The sequence below is a fragment of the Streptomyces sp. NPDC053755 genome (assembly GCF_040677675.1).
Classification (GTDB): Bacteria; Actinomycetota; Actinomycetes; order Streptomycetales; family Streptomycetaceae; genus Streptomyces.
The window spans coordinates 20,768-37,808 of the sequence record NZ_JBFASK010000037.1 but is presented as its reverse complement, the minus strand read 5'-3'; the positions used below and the strand labels follow the sequence as shown (position 1 = coordinate 37,808).

Annotated in this window: 19 protein-coding genes; 16 read left to right on the top strand and 3 right to left on the bottom strand. The window is 72.5% G+C overall.

From position 1 onward, the window contains the following. The first annotated feature begins 33 nt into the window (after window positions 1-33). The 11 genes from ald to AB0K65_RS27395 all read left to right on the top strand — a co-directional run bounded on the left by ald (window position 34) and on the right by AB0K65_RS27395 (window position 10,775). Window positions 34-1,149: an alanine dehydrogenase gene (ald, locus tag AB0K65_RS27445; protein ID WP_365721069.1), complete on the top strand. Its 1,116-nt coding sequence runs from the start codon at window positions 34-36 to the stop codon at window positions 1,147-1,149. A 431-nt stretch (window positions 1,150-1,580) separates the two neighbouring features. Then, a complete protein-coding gene (locus AB0K65_RS27440; protein WP_365721067.1) occupies window positions 1,581-2,624 on the top strand; it encodes a ParA family protein in 1,044 nt (347 codons plus the stop codon). Then, window positions 2,621-3,118: a hypothetical protein gene (locus AB0K65_RS27435; protein ID WP_365721099.1), complete on the top strand. Its 498-nt coding sequence runs from the start codon at window positions 2,621-2,623 to the stop codon at window positions 3,116-3,118. Before AB0K65_RS27440 ends, AB0K65_RS27435 begins: the two co-directional genes overlap by 4 nt. Before the next feature lie 46 nt (window positions 3,119-3,164). Further along, window positions 3,165-4,535 carry a segregation/condensation protein A gene (locus AB0K65_RS27430; RefSeq protein ID WP_365721065.1) on the top strand — a complete coding sequence of 457 codons (1,371 nt, stop codon included), beginning with the start codon at window positions 3,165-3,167 and terminating at the stop codon, window positions 4,533-4,535. Further along, complete coding sequence (gene scpB / locus AB0K65_RS27425) at window positions 4,532-5,122, top strand: SMC-Scp complex subunit ScpB (RefSeq protein ID WP_365721063.1); 591 nt, start codon at window positions 4,532-4,534, stop codon at window positions 5,120-5,122. The genes AB0K65_RS27430 and scpB overlap by 4 nt, the downstream gene beginning before the upstream one ends. Next, entirely contained in the window at window positions 5,122-6,336 is a 1,215-nt protein-coding gene (locus AB0K65_RS27420; RefSeq protein WP_365721061.1) for a pseudouridine synthase, read from the top strand. The genes scpB and AB0K65_RS27420 overlap by 1 nt, the downstream gene beginning before the upstream one ends. A gap of 134 nt (window positions 6,337-6,470) precedes the next feature. After that, a complete protein-coding gene (gene pnuC / locus AB0K65_RS27415) occupies window positions 6,471-7,124 on the top strand; it encodes a nicotinamide riboside transporter PnuC (RefSeq protein ID WP_365721059.1) in 654 nt (217 codons plus the stop codon). Then, window positions 7,121-8,200, top strand: a complete 1,080-nt coding sequence (locus AB0K65_RS27410) for an AAA family ATPase (RefSeq protein WP_365721057.1) — start codon at window positions 7,121-7,123, stop codon at window positions 8,198-8,200. Before pnuC ends, AB0K65_RS27410 begins: the two co-directional genes overlap by 4 nt. Continuing rightward, complete coding sequence (locus tag AB0K65_RS27405; RefSeq protein WP_365721055.1) at window positions 8,197-8,934, top strand: NUDIX domain-containing protein; 738 nt, start codon at window positions 8,197-8,199, stop codon at window positions 8,932-8,934. Before AB0K65_RS27410 ends, AB0K65_RS27405 begins: the two co-directional genes overlap by 4 nt. Then, window positions 8,931-9,956, top strand: coding sequence for an ADP-ribosylglycohydrolase family protein (locus tag AB0K65_RS27400; RefSeq protein WP_365721053.1), 1,026 nt, complete (start codon window positions 8,931-8,933; stop codon window positions 9,954-9,956). The genes AB0K65_RS27405 and AB0K65_RS27400 overlap by 4 nt, the downstream gene beginning before the upstream one ends. 3 nt (window positions 9,957-9,959) lie before the next feature. Next, a complete protein-coding gene (locus AB0K65_RS27395; protein WP_365721051.1) occupies window positions 9,960-10,775 on the top strand; it encodes a nucleotidyltransferase domain-containing protein in 816 nt (271 codons plus the stop codon). Here the strand turns inward: AB0K65_RS27395 and AB0K65_RS27390 are convergent. Together AB0K65_RS27390 and AB0K65_RS27385 are read right to left on the bottom strand one after the other, a co-directional pair. Next, window positions 10,692-11,444 (bottom strand): nucleotidyltransferase domain-containing protein, encoded by a 753-nt coding sequence (locus tag AB0K65_RS27390; protein ID WP_365721049.1) that lies wholly within the window; start codon window positions 11,442-11,444, stop codon window positions 10,692-10,694. The genes AB0K65_RS27395 and AB0K65_RS27390 overlap by 84 nt on opposite strands. 10 nt (window positions 11,445-11,454) lie before the next feature. Then, window positions 11,455-11,910 carry a Rieske (2Fe-2S) protein gene (locus AB0K65_RS27385; protein WP_365721047.1) on the bottom strand — a complete coding sequence of 152 codons (456 nt, stop codon included), beginning with the start codon at window positions 11,908-11,910 and terminating at the stop codon, window positions 11,455-11,457. 230 nt (window positions 11,911-12,140) lie between these two features. Between AB0K65_RS27385 and aroH the strand changes: the two genes are divergently transcribed. The 5 genes from aroH (at window position 12,141) to der (ending at window position 16,569) form a co-directional block, all read left to right on the top strand. Then, entirely contained in the window at window positions 12,141-12,503 is a 363-nt protein-coding gene (aroH, locus tag AB0K65_RS27380; protein WP_365721045.1) for a chorismate mutase, read from the top strand. Continuing rightward, window positions 12,500-13,588, top strand: a complete 1,089-nt coding sequence (locus AB0K65_RS27375) for a prephenate dehydrogenase (RefSeq protein ID WP_365721043.1) — start codon at window positions 12,500-12,502, stop codon at window positions 13,586-13,588. Before aroH ends, AB0K65_RS27375 begins: the two co-directional genes overlap by 4 nt. 133 nt (window positions 13,589-13,721) lie before the next feature. Continuing rightward, window positions 13,722-14,408 carry a (d)CMP kinase gene (cmk, locus tag AB0K65_RS27370; protein WP_365721041.1) on the top strand — a complete coding sequence of 229 codons (687 nt, stop codon included), beginning with the start codon at window positions 13,722-13,724 and terminating at the stop codon, window positions 14,406-14,408. Further along, complete coding sequence (locus tag AB0K65_RS27365; RefSeq protein ID WP_365721039.1) at window positions 14,363-15,049, top strand: lysophospholipid acyltransferase family protein; 687 nt, start codon at window positions 14,363-14,365, stop codon at window positions 15,047-15,049. The genes cmk and AB0K65_RS27365 overlap by 46 nt, the downstream gene beginning before the upstream one ends. A 71-nt stretch (window positions 15,050-15,120) precedes the next feature. Beyond that, window positions 15,121-16,569: a ribosome biogenesis GTPase Der gene (der, locus tag AB0K65_RS27360; RefSeq protein WP_365721037.1), complete on the top strand. Its 1,449-nt coding sequence runs from the start codon at window positions 15,121-15,123 to the stop codon at window positions 16,567-16,569. Between the two features lie 82 nt (window positions 16,570-16,651). On the opposite strand, the gene AB0K65_RS27355 is transcribed toward der, so the two are convergent. Beyond that, complete coding sequence (locus AB0K65_RS27355) at window positions 16,652-16,969, bottom strand: hypothetical protein (RefSeq protein WP_365721035.1); 318 nt, start codon at window positions 16,967-16,969, stop codon at window positions 16,652-16,654. Window positions 16,970-17,041 lie beyond the last annotated feature (72 nt).

The following is a 17,041-nucleotide window of genomic DNA, read 5'->3' as shown; positions in this document are numbered from 1 at the left end:
TCCCCTCCCCTGATTCAAGGACCGTGATCGACGATGAAGGTCGGCATCCCCCGCGAGGTCAAGAACAACGAGTTCCGCGTGGCCATCACCCCTGCCGGTGTCCACGAGCTCGTCCGCAACGGCCACCAGGTCTTCGTCGAGCAGAACGCCGGAGTCGGCTCCTCGATCACGGACGAGGAGTACATCTCGGCCGGCGCGCAGATCCTGCCCACCGCCGACGAGGTCTGGGAGACCGCCGACCTCCTGCTGAAGGTCAAGGAGCCCATTGCGGAGGAGTACCACCGCCTCCGCAAGGACCAGACCCTCTTCACCTACCTGCACCTCGCCGCGTCCCGCGAGTGCACGGACGCCCTGCTGGAGTCCGGCACCACCGCCATCGCGTACGAGACCGTCGAGACCGCGAACCGCGCGCTGCCGCTGCTCGCCCCGATGTCCGAGGTCGCGGGCCGCCTGGCCCCGCAGGTCGGCGCCTACCACCTGATGCGCTCGGTCGGCGGCCGCGGCGTGCTCCCCGGCGGCGTCCCCGGCACCCACGCCGGCGAGGCGGTCGTCATCGGCGGCGGCGTCTCCGGCTGGAACGCCACCCAGATCGCCGTCGGCATGGGCTTCCACGTGACCCTGCTCGACCGTGACATCAACAAGCTCCGCGAGGCCGACAAGATCTTCGGCACCAAGGTGAAGACGATCGTCTCCAACGCCTTCGAGCTGGAGAAGGCCGTCGTCGAGGCCGACCTCGTCATCGGCGCCGTCCTCATCCCGGGCGCCAAGGCCCCGAAGCTGGTCACCAACGAGCTCGTCGCCAAGATGAAGCCCGGAAGTGTCCTTGTCGACATCGCGATCGACCAGGGCGGCTGCTTCGAGGACTCCCGCCCGACCACCCACGCGGAGCCGACCTTCCAGGTCCACGACTCGGTCTTCTACTGCGTCGCCAACATGCCCGGCGCGGTCCCGAACACCTCCACGTACGCGCTCACCAACGCCACGCTTCCCTACATCGTGTCGCTCGCGAACAACGGCTGGGTCGAGGCGCTGCGCCGCGACGCCGCGCTGGGTCTGGGCCTCAACACCCATGACGGCAAGGTCGTTTACAAGGAGGTCGCCGAGGCGCACGGCCTCCCGCACGTCGAGCTGAGCAGCCTCCTGGGCTGACGCTCACCGGCCGCCTGTCAAGGGTCGCCGTCAACCTCATGCATCCGGCCGGACCTTGTGCACCAAGGTCCGGCCGGATGTGTGTCCGGCCACGTCGAAGGGCCGGTTCAACTCGCCTCGAACGTAACCCTTTAACCGTTTCGCACACCCCCGAAACGTGCGGATGCGTGGCTGCGCGCCCTTGACAGAGGGGTGTTCGGTTGCCGACACATCGGGCCGGGTCCGGCGGATTGTGTTGCTGCGGAGCGGTGACACGCCATAGAGTCGCCAACCGTCGGCATGGTGCCACGCTGACCTATCGATAAATGTTCCTGGTCACTTCCAAGGAGGTAAGACGACTTGTGAATGAGTCGACATTTACTCCCGGGGGTGGGCAGCCAGGAAACCCTGTCGGCTCCGTCGCTGTGCGAACCTTCGCGACACATCAGCCCATGACGACAGCCCACACGATGAAGATGATGGACGGCCTACACGTGAACGCCACGGCCGGCAACGAGAGTGGCCGAGAGTCCACCCACTTCGCCGCCTACGACGAGGTGCCCGAGGGGCACTTCTACGACCCTGACGCCGAGTACGAGCCCGACCCGGAGTACGCGGCCACCCTCGCACCCGACGCTGCCCGGCAGCGCCGCGAGCGGATCGGCCCCACCGGACGGCCCCTGCCGTACTTCCCGATCCCGGGCCCTCTGACCGATCACGGGCCCGCGAAGATCATCGCGATGTGCAACCAGAAGGGCGGCGTCGGCAAGACCACGTCGACCATCAACCTGGGTGCCGCGCTCGCGGAGTACGGGCGACGGGTGCTGCTCGTCGACTTCGACCCGCAGGGAGCCCTGTCGGTCGGTCTCGGCGTGAACCCGATGGAGCTCGACCTCACCGTCTACAACCTGCTCATGGAGCGGGGCATGTCGGCGGACGAGGTGCTGCTCAAGACCGCCGTTCCCAACATGGACCTGCTGCCGAGCAACATCGACCTCTCGGCCGCCGAGGTGCAGTTGGTCAGCGAGGTCGCGCGCGAGTCCACGCTCCAGCGCGCCCTGAAGCCGCTGCTGAACGACTACGACTACATCGTGATCGACTGTCAGCCCTCGCTCGGTCTGCTGACCGTGAACGCGCTGACGGCGGCTCACAAGGTCATCGTGCCGCTGGAATGCGAGTTCTTCGCCCTGCGCGGCGTGGCCCTGCTGACCGAGACGATCGAGAAGGTCCAGGAGCGGCTCAACCCCGAGCTGGAGCTCGACGGCATCCTCGCCACGATGTACGACTCCCGGACCGTGCACAGCCGTGAGGTCCTCGCGCGCGTCGTCGAGGCCTTCGACGACCACGTGTACCACACGGTGATCGGCCGGACCGTGCGCTTCCCGGAGACCACGGTCGCCGGTGAGCCGATCACGACGTACGCCTCGAACTCCGTGGGCGCCGCCGCCTACCGACAGCTCGCCAGGGAGGTGCTCGCCCGGTGTCACGCCGAGTGAGTCTGCCCGGCGCCGACGAACTGTTCCGTACCACCGGGGGGATGGCGCTCCAGGCGTCGTCGCCTCGCAGGGGCGAGGCCCGCGTGCCGGCTCCGGCGGGCGAGAGCGGCCCGGAGGCGGCCGAGGGCTCGGCATCGGCGGAGCACTCGGCGGCGGGGTCGGAGACGGCCGAGCCCCGGGCCCGGACGGCCGAGCCCGCGGACTCCGGGCCACAGGCGAAGCCGGCGGCGCCGGTCGCCCCGGCGGCCCGCCGACGGGGCCGGTCCCCGAACCGGCGGCCCAGTGGGCGTGAGCGGCACGACGAGAAGATCACGGTCTACGTCTCCGCCGAGGAACTGATGGACCTGGAGCACGCCCGCCTCGTCCTGCGCGGCGAGCACGGACTCGCCGTGGACCGGGGCCGGATCGTCCGTGAGGCGGTCGCGGTGGTCCTGGCGGACCTGGAGTCCCGGGGCGACGCGAGCATCCTCGTGCGCCGCCTGCGCGGCCGCTGAGGGGTACCCTGCGGCCTGCCGCACCCCTGCTCCTCCCTGGACCCCGATGCCCCCGCCCCCCGCCGAATCGTCCCGCCCGCCCCGCCGCACCCTCGGCCGGGGGCCCGGAGCGGCCCCCAGCGGTCCGGAACCGTCCCTCCCCGCCGACCCGCCCCGCGGCGGGCACGCCCCCGGGGAGGAGGCGCCGGACCCGGGCGGGTCCGGCGGGGAGGCCCTCTCCGGCGTCGGCCGGGAGACCACGCCCGCCCACGCGGAGGCTCCGGCCCCGGAGACCGCCCCACCGGCGGACACGGGGCACGCCCAGGCCGCCGGGCCGACCGCTGACGCGCCGGGGCCCGCCCCCGCCGCCCAGACGTCCGAGGCGCCCGTGGCCGGGGTGCCCACCCCTGAAGGGCCTGTGGCCGAGGCGCCCGCCTCCGAGGGGACCTGCGCCTCCACGCCCGAGAGGTCCCGGGCGGTCTTCCCCGAGGGGACCCCCGGGGCCTTCCCCGAGGGGACCCGCGGGGTCTCGGCGCCCGAGAGGCCGGGTGTCGGCGAGTCCGAGGGGTCCGGCGCCTCCTCGCCCGAGGGGGCCTGCCCCTCCTCGCCCCAGGCGCCCGCTGGCGCCCTGCCCGAGGACGGGCGGTTCACCGTGCGGCTCGAGAACTTCGAGGGGCCGTTCGACCTTCTCCTCCAGCTCATCTCCAAGCACAAGCTCGACGTCACCGAGGTCGCGCTCTCCAAGGTCACCGACGAGTTCATGGCGCACATCCGGGCCATGGGCGCCGACTGGGACCTCGACCAGACCACCGAGTTCCTCGTCGTCGCCGCCACCCTCCTCGACCTCAAGGCCGCCCGGCTGCTGCCCGCCGCCGAGGTGGAGGACGAGGCCGACCTCGCACTCCTGGAGGCGCGGGACCTGCTCTTCGCGCGGCTCCTCCAGTACCGCGCGTACAAGCGCATCGCCGAGATCCTCGCCGAGCGGTGGGAGGCCGAGGGCCGCCGGTACCCCCGCACCGTCGGCCTGGAGCCCCACCACGCGGCCCTGCTGCCCGAGGTCGTCATCAGCCTCGGCCCCGAGGGCTTCGCCAGGCTCGCCGTCAAGGCCATGCAGCCCAAGGCCAAGCCGCAGGTCTACGTCGACCACATCCACGCCCCGCTCGTCAACGTCCGCGACCAGGCCCGGATCGTCGTCGCGCTCCTCAGGGAGCGGGGCACCGCCAGCTTCCGGGAACTCGCCGCCGGAGCCCCCGACACCCTCACCGTCGTCGCCCGCTTCCTCGCCCTCCTGGAGCTCTACCGGGACCGCTCCGTCGGCCTCGACCAGGACGACGCCCTCGGCGAGCTCACCGTGTCCTGGACCGGAGGCGACGGGGAGACCCGCGTCACCGACGAGTTCGACCAGGAATCCGATCACGAAACGGAGGCCCGCGCGTGAGCGACCTCAAGCCCTCCCTCGAAGCCGTCCTCATGGTCGTCGACGAGCCCGCCACCGAGGACCACCTCGCCAAGGTCCTCGACGTGTCCCGCCGGGAGGTCGGCGACGCCCTGCGCGAACTCGCCGGCGAGTACACCGCCCAGGGCCGCGGCTTCGAGCTGCGTCCGGTCGCCGGCGGCTGGCGTTTCTACACTCGTGCGGAGTACGCCCACGCCGTCGAGGCGTTCGTCCTGGACGGCCAGCAGGCCCGGCTCACCCAGGCGGCCCTGGAGACCCTCGCCGTCGTCGCGTACCGCCAGCCGGTCAGCCGCTCGCGGGTCTCCGCGGTCCGCGGAGTGAACTGTGACGGGGTCATGCGGACCCTGCTCCAGCGGGGTCTGGTGGAGGAGGCGGGCGCGGAACCCGAAACAGGTGCGATCCTGTACAGGACGACGAACCACTTCCTGGAGCGGATGGGCCTGCGCGGCCTGGACGAACTGCCGGAGCTCGCGCCCTTCCTCCCCGAGGCGGACGCGATCGAGGCGGAGACGCTCGAGGGGGTTGTGTCGTTCGACCCGGACGCAGACGACAAGACGACGGAAGATTGATGCGAAGCAGCAGCGGCAGGAACAGCAGCGGAAACAACGGCGGGAGCCGTGGTGGCAACAGCGGCGGCCGCGGCGGCAGCAGCAGTGGCGGCCGCGGCGGCGCGGGCGGTGGCGGCGGCTACCGAGGCTCCGGTGGCGGCAGCAGCAGTGGCGGCGGCTACCGAGGCTCCGGTGGCGGTGGCGGCGGTGGCCGCGACGACCGGCAGGGCGGCGGCGGCCGGCCGCGCAACCCGCGCCCCGAGGAGCGCCGCTACGACGTGGGCGGCACGTCCGAGGCCCCGAAGAAGGGCCGCGGTGCCGCGGCCCGCGGTGGCGCCAAGGGCGGCCCGAAGGCCCCGCAGGGCGGCACGCCGCCCCGTCGTGGCCCGCACGGACAGCGGCAGGCCCCGGCCCGCTCGCGCGAGCTCGACGCCAAGATCGAGCAGCGCAACCGCGACCGGTACGCCGACCGGCCGGAGATCAAGACGCCCAAGACCTTCCCCGGCGCCGAGCAGGAGGGCGAGCGGCTCCAGAAGGTGCTCGCCCGGGCCGGCATGGGCTCGCGCCGCGCGTGCGAGGAGCTGATCGAGCAGGCCCGCGTCGAGGTCAACGGCGAGATCGTCCTGGAGCAGGGCAAGCGCGTCGACCCGGAGAGGGACGAGATCAAGGTCGACGGGCTGACCGTCGCCACCCAGTCGTACCTCTTCTTCGCGCTGAACAAGCCCGCCGGTGTCGTCTCCACCATGGAGGACCCCGACGGCCGCCAGTGCCTCGGCGACTACGTCACCAACCGCGAGACCCGGCTCTTCCACGTCGGACGGCTCGACACCGAGACCGAGGGCATCATCCTGCTCACCAACCACGGCGAGCTGGCCCACCGCCTCACGCACCCGAAGTACGGCGTGAAGAAGACCTACCTGGCCGCCATCACCGGTCCGCTGCCCCGCGAGGTCGGCAAGCGGCTCAAGGACGGCATCCAGCTGGAGGACGGCTACGCCCGCGCCGACCACTTCCGCGTGGTCGAGCAGACCGGCAAGAACTACCTGGTCGAGGTCACCCTCCACGAGGGCCGCAAGCACATCGTGCGCCGCATGCTCGCCGAGGCCGGTTTCCCGGTCGAGAGGCTGGTCCGCACCGCCTTCGGCCCGATCGGCCTCGGAGACCAGAAGTCCGGCTGGCTGCGCCGGCTGACCAACACCGAGGTCGGCATGCTGATGAAGGAAGTCGGCATGTAGGACCCGTCGCCCCGACGACGTGAGCAGAAGCCCGTGACCGCCCGGCGGCCGCGGGCTTCTCGCATGCGCCGTTCGCACTTGTGGCCGAAGCCGCCCGCCCTTTATAGTCAGGATGACTCTTAAAGGAGGCGGGCGTGAGCCTCGCAAGCATCGTCGAACCCCTGCAGCAGCCGCTCTTCACCGTCCTGGACACCCCGGTCAGCTGGACCGAGGTCCTCGGGTTCGGCAGCGGAGCCCTCTGCGTCTGGCTGGTCGCCCGGCAGCACCTCGCCAACTGGCCCATCGGCATCGCCAACAACCTCTTCTTCGTCCTCCTCTTCACGCAGGCCGGCCTCTACGCCGACGCCGGTCTCCAGATCGTCTTCATCACCCTCGCCGTCTACGGCTGGTGGACCTGGACCCACGGGGGTGGTCCAGGCTCCGACGCCCTCCCGGTGCGCCGCACCACACGCACCGAGTGGACGTGGCTGATCACGGCGGGGGTGGTGGGGACCGTCGCCCTCACCCTGCTGCTCGACCGGGCCACCGACTCGACCGTCCCCTTCTGGGACGCCCTGACCACCGCGCTCTCCCTGACGGCGACCTACGGCCAGTGCCGCAAGCGGCTGGAGTCCTGGTGGCTCTGGATCGCCGCGGACGTGATCTACGTACCGCTGTACGCGTACAAGGAGCTGTACCTGACCTCCCTGCTCTACGCCGGCTTCATGACGCTCTGCGTCCTCGGACTGCGCCGCTGGAGCCGCGACCTCGCCGCCCGGCGCCCGCTCCCGGTGGGGGCGGCCGCATGAAGCGCTACGGCCATGGCCTGGTCCTCGGCAAGTTCTATCCGCCGCACGCCGGCCACCACCACCTGGTCCGCACCGCGCGCGACCGCTGCGAACGCCTCACCGTCCTCGTCTGCGCCTCCTCCGTGGAGACCCTGACGCTGGAGGACCGGGTCGCCTGGATGCGCGAGATCCACCCCGACGTCCTCGTCGTCGGAGCCGTCGACGACATCCCCGTCGACCTCCGTGACCCCGACGTGTGGGCCGCCCACATGGCCGTCTTCCGCGCCGCCGTGCCCGAGCCCGTCGACGCCGTCTTCACCTCCGAGCCCTACGGGGAGGAGCTGGGCCGCCGCTTCGGCGCCGACGCCGTGTGCGTCGACCCCGACCGCACGCTCTTCCCGGTGTCCGGCACCGCCGTCCGCAAGGACCCCGCCGGCTGCTGGGACTTCCTGGAGGCGCCCGTGCGGGCCGCGCTCACCCGGCGGGTCGTCGTCCTCGGCGCGGAGTCCACCGGCACCACCACCATGGCCCTCGCCCTCGCCGACCACTACCGGCGGCGCGGCGGGGTCTGGTCCCGCACCCGGTACGTACCGGAGTACGGCCGCGAGTACAGCGAACTCAAGCTCGCCGAACTGCGCGCCGAACGCCCCGACGCGCAATGGCCGGACGTCGCCTTCCGGTCCAGCGACTTCCCCGTCATCGCCCAGCGCCAGGCCGAGCTGGAGGAGGAGGCCGCGCGGGCCGGGTCCCCCGTGCTCATCTGCGACACCGACGCCTTCGCCACCACCATCTGGCACGAGCGGTACATGGGCACCACCAGCTCCGACACGGGTGAGATCGCCGCCCACGGCCGCCAGCACCTCTGGCTCCTCACCGACCACCACGGCGTCGACTTCGAGGACGACGGGCTGCGCGACGGGGAGCACCTGCGGCCCTGGATGACCGCCCGCTTCGTCACCCAGCTCGCCCACAGCGGCCGCCGCACCGCCGTCCTCACCGGCCCGCACGAGGAGCGGCTCGCCACCGCCGTCGCCGCCGTGGACGCGCTGCTCGCCGAAGGCTGGCACCTCGCCGACCCCCTCCCGGAGCGCCGATGAACCGCGCCCAGGCCCCCGACGGCTACGACCCGCACGGCTTCGAGCCGTTCGCCGTCACCGCCGACCTCGCCGTCCTCACCCTCCGCGAGGAGCGCCTCCACGTCCTGCTCGTGGAACGCGGCGAGGAGCCGTACGCCGGCGCCTGGGCCCTGCCCGGCGGCTTCGTCCTGCCCCGCGAGTCCTCCGAACAGGCCGCGCGCCGGGAACTCGCCGAGGAGACCGGTCTGCGCCCCGACGCCGTCGCCGGGCTGCACCTCGAACAGCTGCGCACCTACAGCGATCCCGACCGCGACCCCAGGATGCGGGTCGTATCGGTCGCGTACACCGCGCTCGTCCCCGATCCGCCGGAGCCGCGCGGCGGCGGTGACGCGGCGCGGGCGCGCTGGACGCCCTACGGGGCGCACGGGCCGCTCGCCTTCGACCACGACCGCATCCTCGCCGACGCCCGCGAGCGGATCGGCGCCAAGCTGGAGTACACCTGCCTCGCCACCGCCTTCTGCCCGCCCGAATTCACCCTCGGCGAGCTGCGGCAGGTGTACGAGACGGTCTGGGGCGTCGAACTCGACCGCCCCAACTTCCGGCGCAAGGTCCTCGCCACCCCCGGCTTCGTCCGGGCCGTGGAGGGACCACCGCGCCTCACCGGCGGACGGGGGAAACCGGCCGCTCTCTACCGGGCGGGGGAGGCCACGGCCCTCCACCCGCCGCTGCTGCGACCGGAAGGACGATCCACATGACGGCGTACAGGACGAAGCAGGCGGCCACCGGGGCGCTGATCGGGCTGGCGCTCGGGGACGCGCTGGGATTCCCGACGGAGTTCAGCGACGTGCCGTCGATCCTGGCGAAGTGGGGCCCCTGGCGGCGGATGGACCTGCCGGTGAGCGGCGGCACGGCCTACATCACGGACGACACGCAGATGACGCTCGCCCTCGCACGGGGCATCCGCGCGTGCCAGGCGCGGGGGGTCGTCGTCCCCGAGAGGTTCGCCGCGCTGGTGCGCCGGGAGTTCGTCGACTGGTACCACTCGCCGGAGAACAACCGCGCGCCGGGGAACACGTGCCTCAGCGCCTGTGAGCTGCTGGACGGCGACCGCGCCTGGCAGGACGCCGCCCAGATCCACTCCAAGGGCTGCGGTGCCAACATGCGCGTCGCGCCCCTCGGGCTCGTGCCCGGGCTCAGCGACGAGCAGCGCTCCGGCGCGGCCCAGCTCCAGTCGGCCCTCACCCACGGCCACCCCACGGCCCTCGCCGCCTCCGACCTGACCGCCCGTGCCGTGTACCTGCTGGCCCAGGGCGTCGACCCGACCGGCCTCGTGGGGCACCTGCGCTCGTACGCGTACGACAACCGTTCCGTGTACCGCGAGAGCTGGCTCGGTGACCTGTGGACCCGCTCCCAGGACCCCTCGGCCCGGCACTTCATCGAGCGCGGCTGGGACGAGTGCCTGGCGGTCCTGGAGAAGCTGGACGCCGTCCAGCGCACGGCGGACCCGGAGCTCGACCCCTGCGCGTACACCGGCGACGGCTGGATCGCCGAAGAGGCGCTGGCCACCGGGCTGCTGTGCTTCCTCCTCTTCCCCGGCGACCCGCTCACCGCCCTGCGACGGGCCGCCTGCACGCGGGGGGACTCCGACTCCCTCGCCTGCCTGGCGGGTGCCTTCGCGGGCGCGCACCTGGGCGCCGGGGCCTGGCCGGACGTCTGGACGGACCGGATCGAACACCGCTCCGAACTCCTGGCCCTCGGATCCCTCTGGGACGCTTGATCCATGACCGCCGCCCAGGACCCCGCCGCGCAGGACCCCGTCGTCCTCGACCCCACGGCCGCCCTCGACCCCGCCGTCGACCTCTGCGCCGTCGTGGCGGAGCAGCCCGACCCCCTGATCTTCGCCACCGTCTCCGGCGCCCATCTCTACGGCTTCCCCTCCCGCGACTCCGACGTCGACCTGCGCGGAGCGCACCTGCTGCCGGTGGCCGGGCTCATCGGGCTGCGCGAGCCGGAGGAGACCCGCAGCCGGATGTGGGACCGCGACGGGGTCGAGATGGACCTCGTCACGCACGACCTGCGGAAGTTCGTCCGGCTGATGCTGCGGCGCAACGGCTACGTCCTGGAGCAGCTCCTCTCGCCGCTGATCGCCCACACCACCGACGTTCACGCCGAACTGAGCGCGCTCGCACCGCGGGTGCTCACCTCCCACCACGCGCACCACTACCGCGGCTTCGCGGGGACGCAGTGGCGGCTGTTCGAGAAGACGGGGGAGCTGAAGCCGCTCCTCTACACCGTCCGGGCCCTGCTCACCGGCATCCACCTGATGCGGGCGGGGGAGGTGCAGGCCCACCTGCCCACGCTCCTCGCGGAGGTGCCCGAGGCCCCCGGCTACGTACCGGACCTGATCGCGGCGAAGGAGGAGGCCGAGCACGGGCCGGCCGAGGTGGACGCGGAGCGCGTGCGCGCAGACGTCGGGACGCTCCACGCCGTCCTGGACGAGGCGCAGGGCGCGTCAGGTCTCCCCGACGCCGCCGGCGGGCACGACGACCTCCACGACCTCGTGGTCCGCGTCCGGCTGGAGCACGGAGAGGGCTGAGGACCGGCGCGCGCGCCTCAGGAAGTCCTCCACGCGCGCGTGGTCCGGGGCCGCGGGGAGCGGGCTCGTGGTGGAGGCGCGGTCGGCCTCCTCCGTCAGGCGCGCCATCCAGGACTCCACCCCGGACCAGGACACCTCGCCGCGCTTCACCGCGAGCAGCCGCTCCCGCTCGTCGCCCACGTGGATCGTCAGCTCACCGGTGCGCAGCAGGTCCCGGCAGCTCATCAGCAGCCGCAGCAGGTGCATCGCGTGCTTCCAGCGCGGCGCCCCGTACCGGCGGACGTCGGCGTCGAGCTTCCTGCGCTGGCCGCCCGCGTACCGGACGAAGGTCTGGTGCGCCTGACGGGACAGGAACGCCTCCCGCAGCGACACCAGCTCGCGGCCGGTGGCGTCGATGTGCTCGACCACGGGGGAGTGCAGGCACTCCAGGACGTTGGGGTTGGCGCGCAACGCCAGCTCGCAGAAGCGTTCCAGCTCCCAGCTGAACTGCTCCTCGCCCGGCCCCTCCACGTGCGCCGGGGGCTTCTCGAAGCACCAGAAGAGCGGGGTCGGAGCGAGGAAGACGCCCCGACGGTCGGTGTCGCTCCCCTCGGTGGCCAGACCGAAGGCGCGCGACCCCATGACACAGGAGTAGATCGTGTGGTCGCGCACCAGTTCTGCCGGAGTCATGCGCGACAGGCTACGCCAGCGTGATCTCGTCCCCGGACACCGTGATCCGCTCGGCCGGGAGCGGCCGCGTCGCTGGCCCGCGGGCCACCGATCCGTCGGCGATCCGGAACTTCGAGCCGTGGCACGGACAGTCGATCGTGCCGCCCTCGACCTTGTTCACCAGGCAGCTCTGGTGGGTGCAGATCGCCGAGAAGGCCTTGAACTCGCCCGCCGCCGGCTGGGTGACGACGACCTTCCGCTCCTTGAAGACGGTGCCGCCACCGACCGGGATGTCGGAGGTGCGCGCGAGCGCGTCGCCGGCCGGCGCGGACGGCGCCGTGTCCGTCGCCGAGGCCGTCGGGCTCGCCGTCGCGGTGCCGCCCTCGTCCCCGTCCGAGCCGCAGCCGGTGGCCAGGGCGGCGACCGAACCGGCGCCGGCGAGGAGCACCGTACGGCGGGGCGTGACGTCTGGAGCTTCTGGATTCATGCCGTCCAGCTTGGCCACGGCCCTGTCCGGCATACGGCAACACGCCTGGACCCGCCCGTCCGGCTCCCCCGCACGGCCGTCCCGGCACCCGGACCCCCGCCTCCCCGAGTGGCGACGCGGCCGGGCCGGAGCGACAGTGACCCTGTCTCGGAGGACGGTCGGCACCGCCCGGCCCCCGGGCGCATCACTAGGCTGATCGGAGCACTGATCGCATTTCGAAGGAGCACGACGTGGCGGTACGAGCGGTCCGAGGCGCCGTCCAGCTGGAACGGGACGACGCCGGACACATGCACGAGCAGGTCGAGGAGCTGCTCACCGCCGTCCTGGAGCGCAACGGGCTCACCGCAGACGACCTGATCAGCATCTGGTTCACGGCCACCCCCGATCTGCACAGCGACTTCCCGGCCGCCGCGGCCCGCCGCGTCGGCATCGTCGACGTGCCGCTGATCTGCGCCCAGGAGCTGGACGTCGAGGGCGCCATGCCGAGGGTCGTACGGCTCCTCGCGCACGTCGAGTCCGACCGTCCCAAGCCGGACATCGCCCACGTCTACCTCGGCGCCGCCGCCGCCCTGCGCAAGGACATCGCCCAGTGAGGACCGCGCTCGTCATCGGAACCGGCCTGATCGGCACCTCGGCCGCCCTCGCCCTGGCCGGGCGGGGAGTCGCCGTCCACCTCCGCGACCACGACCCGGCACGCGCCCGCACGGCCGCCGCCCTCGGCGCCGGTACGGACGAGGAGCCCGAGGGACCCGTCGACCTCGCGATCATCGCCGTACCGCCCGCGCACGTGGCGGCCACCCTCGCCTTCGCCATCGGGGACGGCCTCGCCCGCGGCTACCTCGACGTGGCGAGCGTGAAGGGCGGCCCGAAGCGGGAGCTGGCGGAGCTGGGCGTCGACCTCACCGCGTACATCGGCACCCACCCGATGTCCGGCAAGGAGCGCTCCGGACCCCTGGCCGCGACGGCCGACCTCTTCGAGGGGCGCCCCTGGGTGCTCACCCCGACCCGGGACACCGACACCGAGGTGCTGAACCTGGCCCTGGAACTGGTCGCGCTGTGCCGCGCCGTCCCGGTGGTCATGGACGCCGACGCGCACGACCGGGCCGTCGCGCTCGTCTCCCACACCCCGCAGCTGGTGTCGTCGATGGTCGCGGCGCGGCTGGAGGAGGCGGACGAGACGGCGGTACGCCTGTGCGGCCAGGGCATCCGCGACGTCACCCGGATCGCCGCCTCCGACCCGCGCATGTGGGTCGAGATCCTCTCCGCGAACCCCGGACCGGTCGCCGACGTCCTCGCGGGCGTCGCGGCGGACCTGGAGGAGACGGTCCAGGCGCTCCGCTCGCTGCAGTCCGCGGACGAGGCCGAGCGCCGCGGCGGCGCCTCGGGCGTCGAGGACGTCCTGCGCCGCGGCAACGCCGGCCGCGCCCGCGTCCCGGGCAAGCACGGCGCCGCCCCGGCCCAGTACGACACCGTCGCCGTCCTCATCAGCGACCAGCCGGGTGAGCTCGCCCGCATCTTCGCCGACGCGGGCCGCGCGGGCGTCAACATCGAGGACGTCCGCATCGAGCACGCCACCGGGCAGCAGGCGGGCCTGGTCCAGCTGATGGTGGAGCCCTCCGCCGCACCGGTCCTGGGGGCCGCGCTGCGGGAACGGGGCTGGGCGTTGCGGGCGGGTTGACGCGGGTCGTCCCCTCGGCCGGGCGGGCGGGGTGACGCGGTCGTCCCGCCCGCTGGGCCGAATGGGTGCGCGGGAATCGGTAACCTTGGGGTGGCCCCCCGCATCCGATGGGCCTCACCGCGTACCCAGGAAGGTGTTCCCCACCGTGGAAACCGTGATCGTCGCCATCGACGGGCCCTCCGGCACGGGCAAGTCGAGCACCTCGAAGGCGGTTGCCGCCAAGCTGGGGCTGAGCTACCTGGACACCGGTGCCCAGTACCGCGCCATCACCTGGTGGATGATCAGCAACGGCGTGGACGTCGACGACGCCGACGCCGTGGCGAACGCCGCCGCCAAGCCCGTCATCGTCTCCGGTACGGACCCGGCCCGTCCGACGATCACCGTCGACGGAGCCGACGCGGCCGGGCCCATCCGTACCGAGGAGGTCACCTCCAAGGTCAGCGCGGTCAGCGCCGTCCCCGAGGTGCGGTCCCTGATCACCGAGCTGCAGCGGTCCATCGCCAAGAGCGCGGACGGCGGCATCGTCGTCGAGGGACGGGACATCGGTACGACCGTCCTCCCGGACGCCGACCTCAAGATCTTCCTCACCGCGTCCCCCGAGGCACGCGCCGCCCGCCGTTCCGGCGAGCTCAAGGGAGCCGACGTGGCCGCCACCCGGCAGGCACTGATCAAGCGGGACGCGGCCGACTCCAGCCGCAAGACCTCCCCGCTGGCCAAGGCCGACGACGCCGTCGAGGTCGACACCACGGAACTCACCCTCGACCAGGTCATCGAATGCGTCGTCACCCTCGTCGAGGAGAAGAGGGCGGCCGCGAAGTGACCCTGCCCTCCGAGAGGGGCGCCGCCGTGGGGCGCGGCATCGGCATCGGGCTGATGTACGGCCTGTGGAGACCGCGCGTCCTCGGCGCCTGGCGGGTACCGGCCTCCGGACCCGTCATCTTCGCCGTCAACCACGCCCACAACATCGACGGCCCCATGCTCATGGGCACCGCCCCCCGGCCGGTGCACTTCCTCATCAAGCAGGAGGCCTTCGTCGGCCCCCTCGGCCCCTTCCTGGAAGGGATCGGGCAGGTCAAGGTGGACCGGACCAGTGCCGACCGGAACGCCATAGCCAACGCCCTCGCGGTCCTGGAGCAGGGCGGCGTCCTCGGGATCTTCCCCGAGGGCACGAGGGGCGAGGGCGACTTCGCCTCGCTGCGCGCGGGCCTGGCCTACTTCGCCGTCCGCAGCGGCGCGCCGATCGTGCCCGTGGCCGTCCTGGGAAGTTCCGACCGCCCCGGACGGTTGATCAAGGCACTGCCGCCGCTGCGCAGCCGCGTCGACGTCGTCTTCGGCGACGCCTTCGCGGCGGGCGACCCCGGCGGCCGTCGAACCCGCAAGGCGCTCGACGACGCCACCCTCCGTATTCAGGAGCGGCTCACCGCCCACCTGAAAAACGCCAGGCGCCTCACCGGGCGCTGAGCGAGACTCTGAGTAGTGGGCCCCGAGGCTCGGGCACCCCACCGACCACGAATGATCAAGGAACGGACTTCATGAACGACCAGCACGACCACGGGGCACTTGGCGACGCCGAGTACGCGGAGTTCATGGAGCTCGCCTCGGAAGAGGGATTCGACGTCGAGGAGGTCGAAGGCGCGATCGAGGAGGCCGGGCACGGCCCGCTCCCCGTACTCGCCGTCGTCGGCCGGCCCAACGTCGGCAAGTCGACCCTGGTGAACCGGATCATCGGCCGCCGCGAGGCCGTCGTCGAGGACAAGCCCGGCGTCACCCGCGACCGCGTCACCTACGAGGCCGAGTGGGCCGGCCGCCGCTTCAAGGTCGTCGACACCGGCGGCTGGGAGCAGGACGTCCTCGGCATCGACGCCTCCGTCGCCGCCCAGGCGGAGTACGCCATCGAGGCCGCCGACGCCTGCGTCTTCGTCGTGGACGCCACCGTCGGCGCCACCGACACCGACGAGGCCGTCGTCAAGCTGCTGCGCCGCGCCGGCAAGCCCGTCGTGCTCTGCGCCAACAAGGTCGACGGCCCGTCCGGCGAGGCCGACGCCACCGCCCTGTGGTCGCTCGGCCTGGGCGAGCCCCACCCCGTCTCCTCCCTGCACGGCCGCGGCACCGGCGACATGCTCGACGCCGTCCTGGAGGCGCTGCCCGAGGCCCCCGAGCAGACCTTCGGCAACGCCGTCGGCGGCCCGCGCCGCATCGCGCTCATCGGCCGTCCGAACGTCGGCAAGTCCTCGCTGCTCAACAAGGTCGCCGGCGAGGACCGCGTCGTCGTCAACGAGCTGGCCGGCACCACCCGCGACCCGGTCGACGAGCTGATCGAGCTCGGCGGCATCACGTGGAAGTTCGTGGACACCGCCGGTATCCGCAAGAAGGTCCACCTCCAGGAGGGCGCCGACTACTACGCCTCCCTGCGGACCGCGGCCGCCATCGAGAAGGCCGAGGTCGCCGTCGTCCTGATCGACACCACGGACAACATCTCCGTCCAGGACCAGCGCATCATCACCATGGCGGTCGAGTCCGGCCGCGCGCTCGTCATCGCCTACAACAAGTGGGACGAGCTGGACGAGGAGCGGCGCTACTACCTGGAGCGCGAGATCGAGACCGAGATGCAGCAGGTCTCCTGGGCGCCCCGGGTCAACGTCTCCGCCAAGACCGGCCGCCACATGGACCGGCTGGTCCCGGCGATCGAGACCGCGCTCGCCGGCTGGGAGACCCGTGTGCCCACCGGCCGCCTGAACGCCTTCCTCGGCGAGCTGGTCGCCGCCCACCCGCACCCGATCCGCGGCGGCAAGCAGCCCCGCATCCTCTTCGGTACGCAGGCGGGCACCAAGCCGCCCCGGTTCGTGCTCTTCGCCTCCGGCTTCCTGGAGCACGGCTACCGCCGCTTCGTGGAGCGCCGCCTCCGTGAGGAGTTCGGCTTCGAGGGGACCCCGATCCACATCTCGGTGCGTGTGCGCGAGAAGCGCGGCCGCAAGAAGTAGTCGTACGCGAGAAGTCGTCGTACGGACGACATGGCTGAGGGCCGGGGCGCGTCGCCCCGGCCCTCAGCCGTACCGCCGGGTCCTACAGACCCCTGCGGGGACCCGGCGGGAGAGCCGCCGGGAGGTGGTGGTGCTGCGCCGACCATGCCGCCGGCTGCGTCGCGTGCCGGTGGCCGTAGTTCCCGTGCAGTCCTGTGCCCACCTGCGTGCCGAAGGCCCGGAAGCCCAGATCCTCCTCGCCGCTGCGGTCACCCGGCAGGGCGCGGAACGACCGGCGGTACTCCGAGTACAGGGCGTCGTAGATCGGCGTCGCCGACTCGCCCGACATCACGTCCTGCGCGGGACGCATCGAGGGGATCTGACTCGGAAAGGGATGACGGAGTGGGTCGTATGTGTGCACGTACGTGCCAACGACCCCGTCGTCCGTCGGATGCGGGCGGCCCTCGTAAAGAGGCGCCCGCCGGGGGCGGGG

What these genes read in the sequence shown, in the direction of transcription:
- ald (WP_365721069.1), top strand. Translation starts at nt 34, where the DNA reads ATGAAGGTCGGCATCCCCCGCGAGGTCAAGAACAACGAGTTCCGCGTG.
- AB0K65_RS27440 (WP_365721067.1), top strand. Translation starts at nt 1,581, where the DNA reads ATGACGACAGCCCACACGATGAAGATGATGGACGGCCTACACGTGAAC.
- AB0K65_RS27430 (WP_365721065.1), top strand. Translation starts at nt 3,165, where the DNA reads ATGCCCCCGCCCCCCGCCGAATCGTCCCGCCCGCCCCGCCGCACCCTC.
- AB0K65_RS27420 (WP_365721061.1), top strand. Translation starts at nt 5,122, where the DNA reads ATGCGAAGCAGCAGCGGCAGGAACAGCAGCGGAAACAACGGCGGGAGC.
- AB0K65_RS27410 (WP_365721057.1), top strand. Translation starts at nt 7,121, where the DNA reads ATGAAGCGCTACGGCCATGGCCTGGTCCTCGGCAAGTTCTATCCGCCG.
- AB0K65_RS27405 (WP_365721055.1), top strand. Translation starts at nt 8,197, where the DNA reads ATGAACCGCGCCCAGGCCCCCGACGGCTACGACCCGCACGGCTTCGAG.
- AB0K65_RS27400 (WP_365721053.1), top strand. Translation starts at nt 8,931, where the DNA reads ATGACGGCGTACAGGACGAAGCAGGCGGCCACCGGGGCGCTGATCGGG.
- AB0K65_RS27395 (WP_365721051.1), top strand. Translation starts at nt 9,960, where the DNA reads ATGACCGCCGCCCAGGACCCCGCCGCGCAGGACCCCGTCGTCCTCGAC.
- AB0K65_RS27390 (WP_365721049.1), bottom strand. Translation starts at nt 11,444, where the DNA reads ATGACTCCGGCAGAACTGGTGCGCGACCACACGATCTACTCCTGTGTC.
- AB0K65_RS27385 (WP_365721047.1), bottom strand. Translation starts at nt 11,910, where the DNA reads ATGAATCCAGAAGCTCCAGACGTCACGCCCCGCCGTACGGTGCTCCTC.
- AB0K65_RS27365 (WP_365721039.1), top strand. Translation starts at nt 14,363, where the DNA reads ATGCGTCGTCACCCTCGTCGAGGAGAAGAGGGCGGCCGCGAAGTGACC.
- der (WP_365721037.1), top strand. Translation starts at nt 15,121, where the DNA reads ATGAACGACCAGCACGACCACGGGGCACTTGGCGACGCCGAGTACGCG.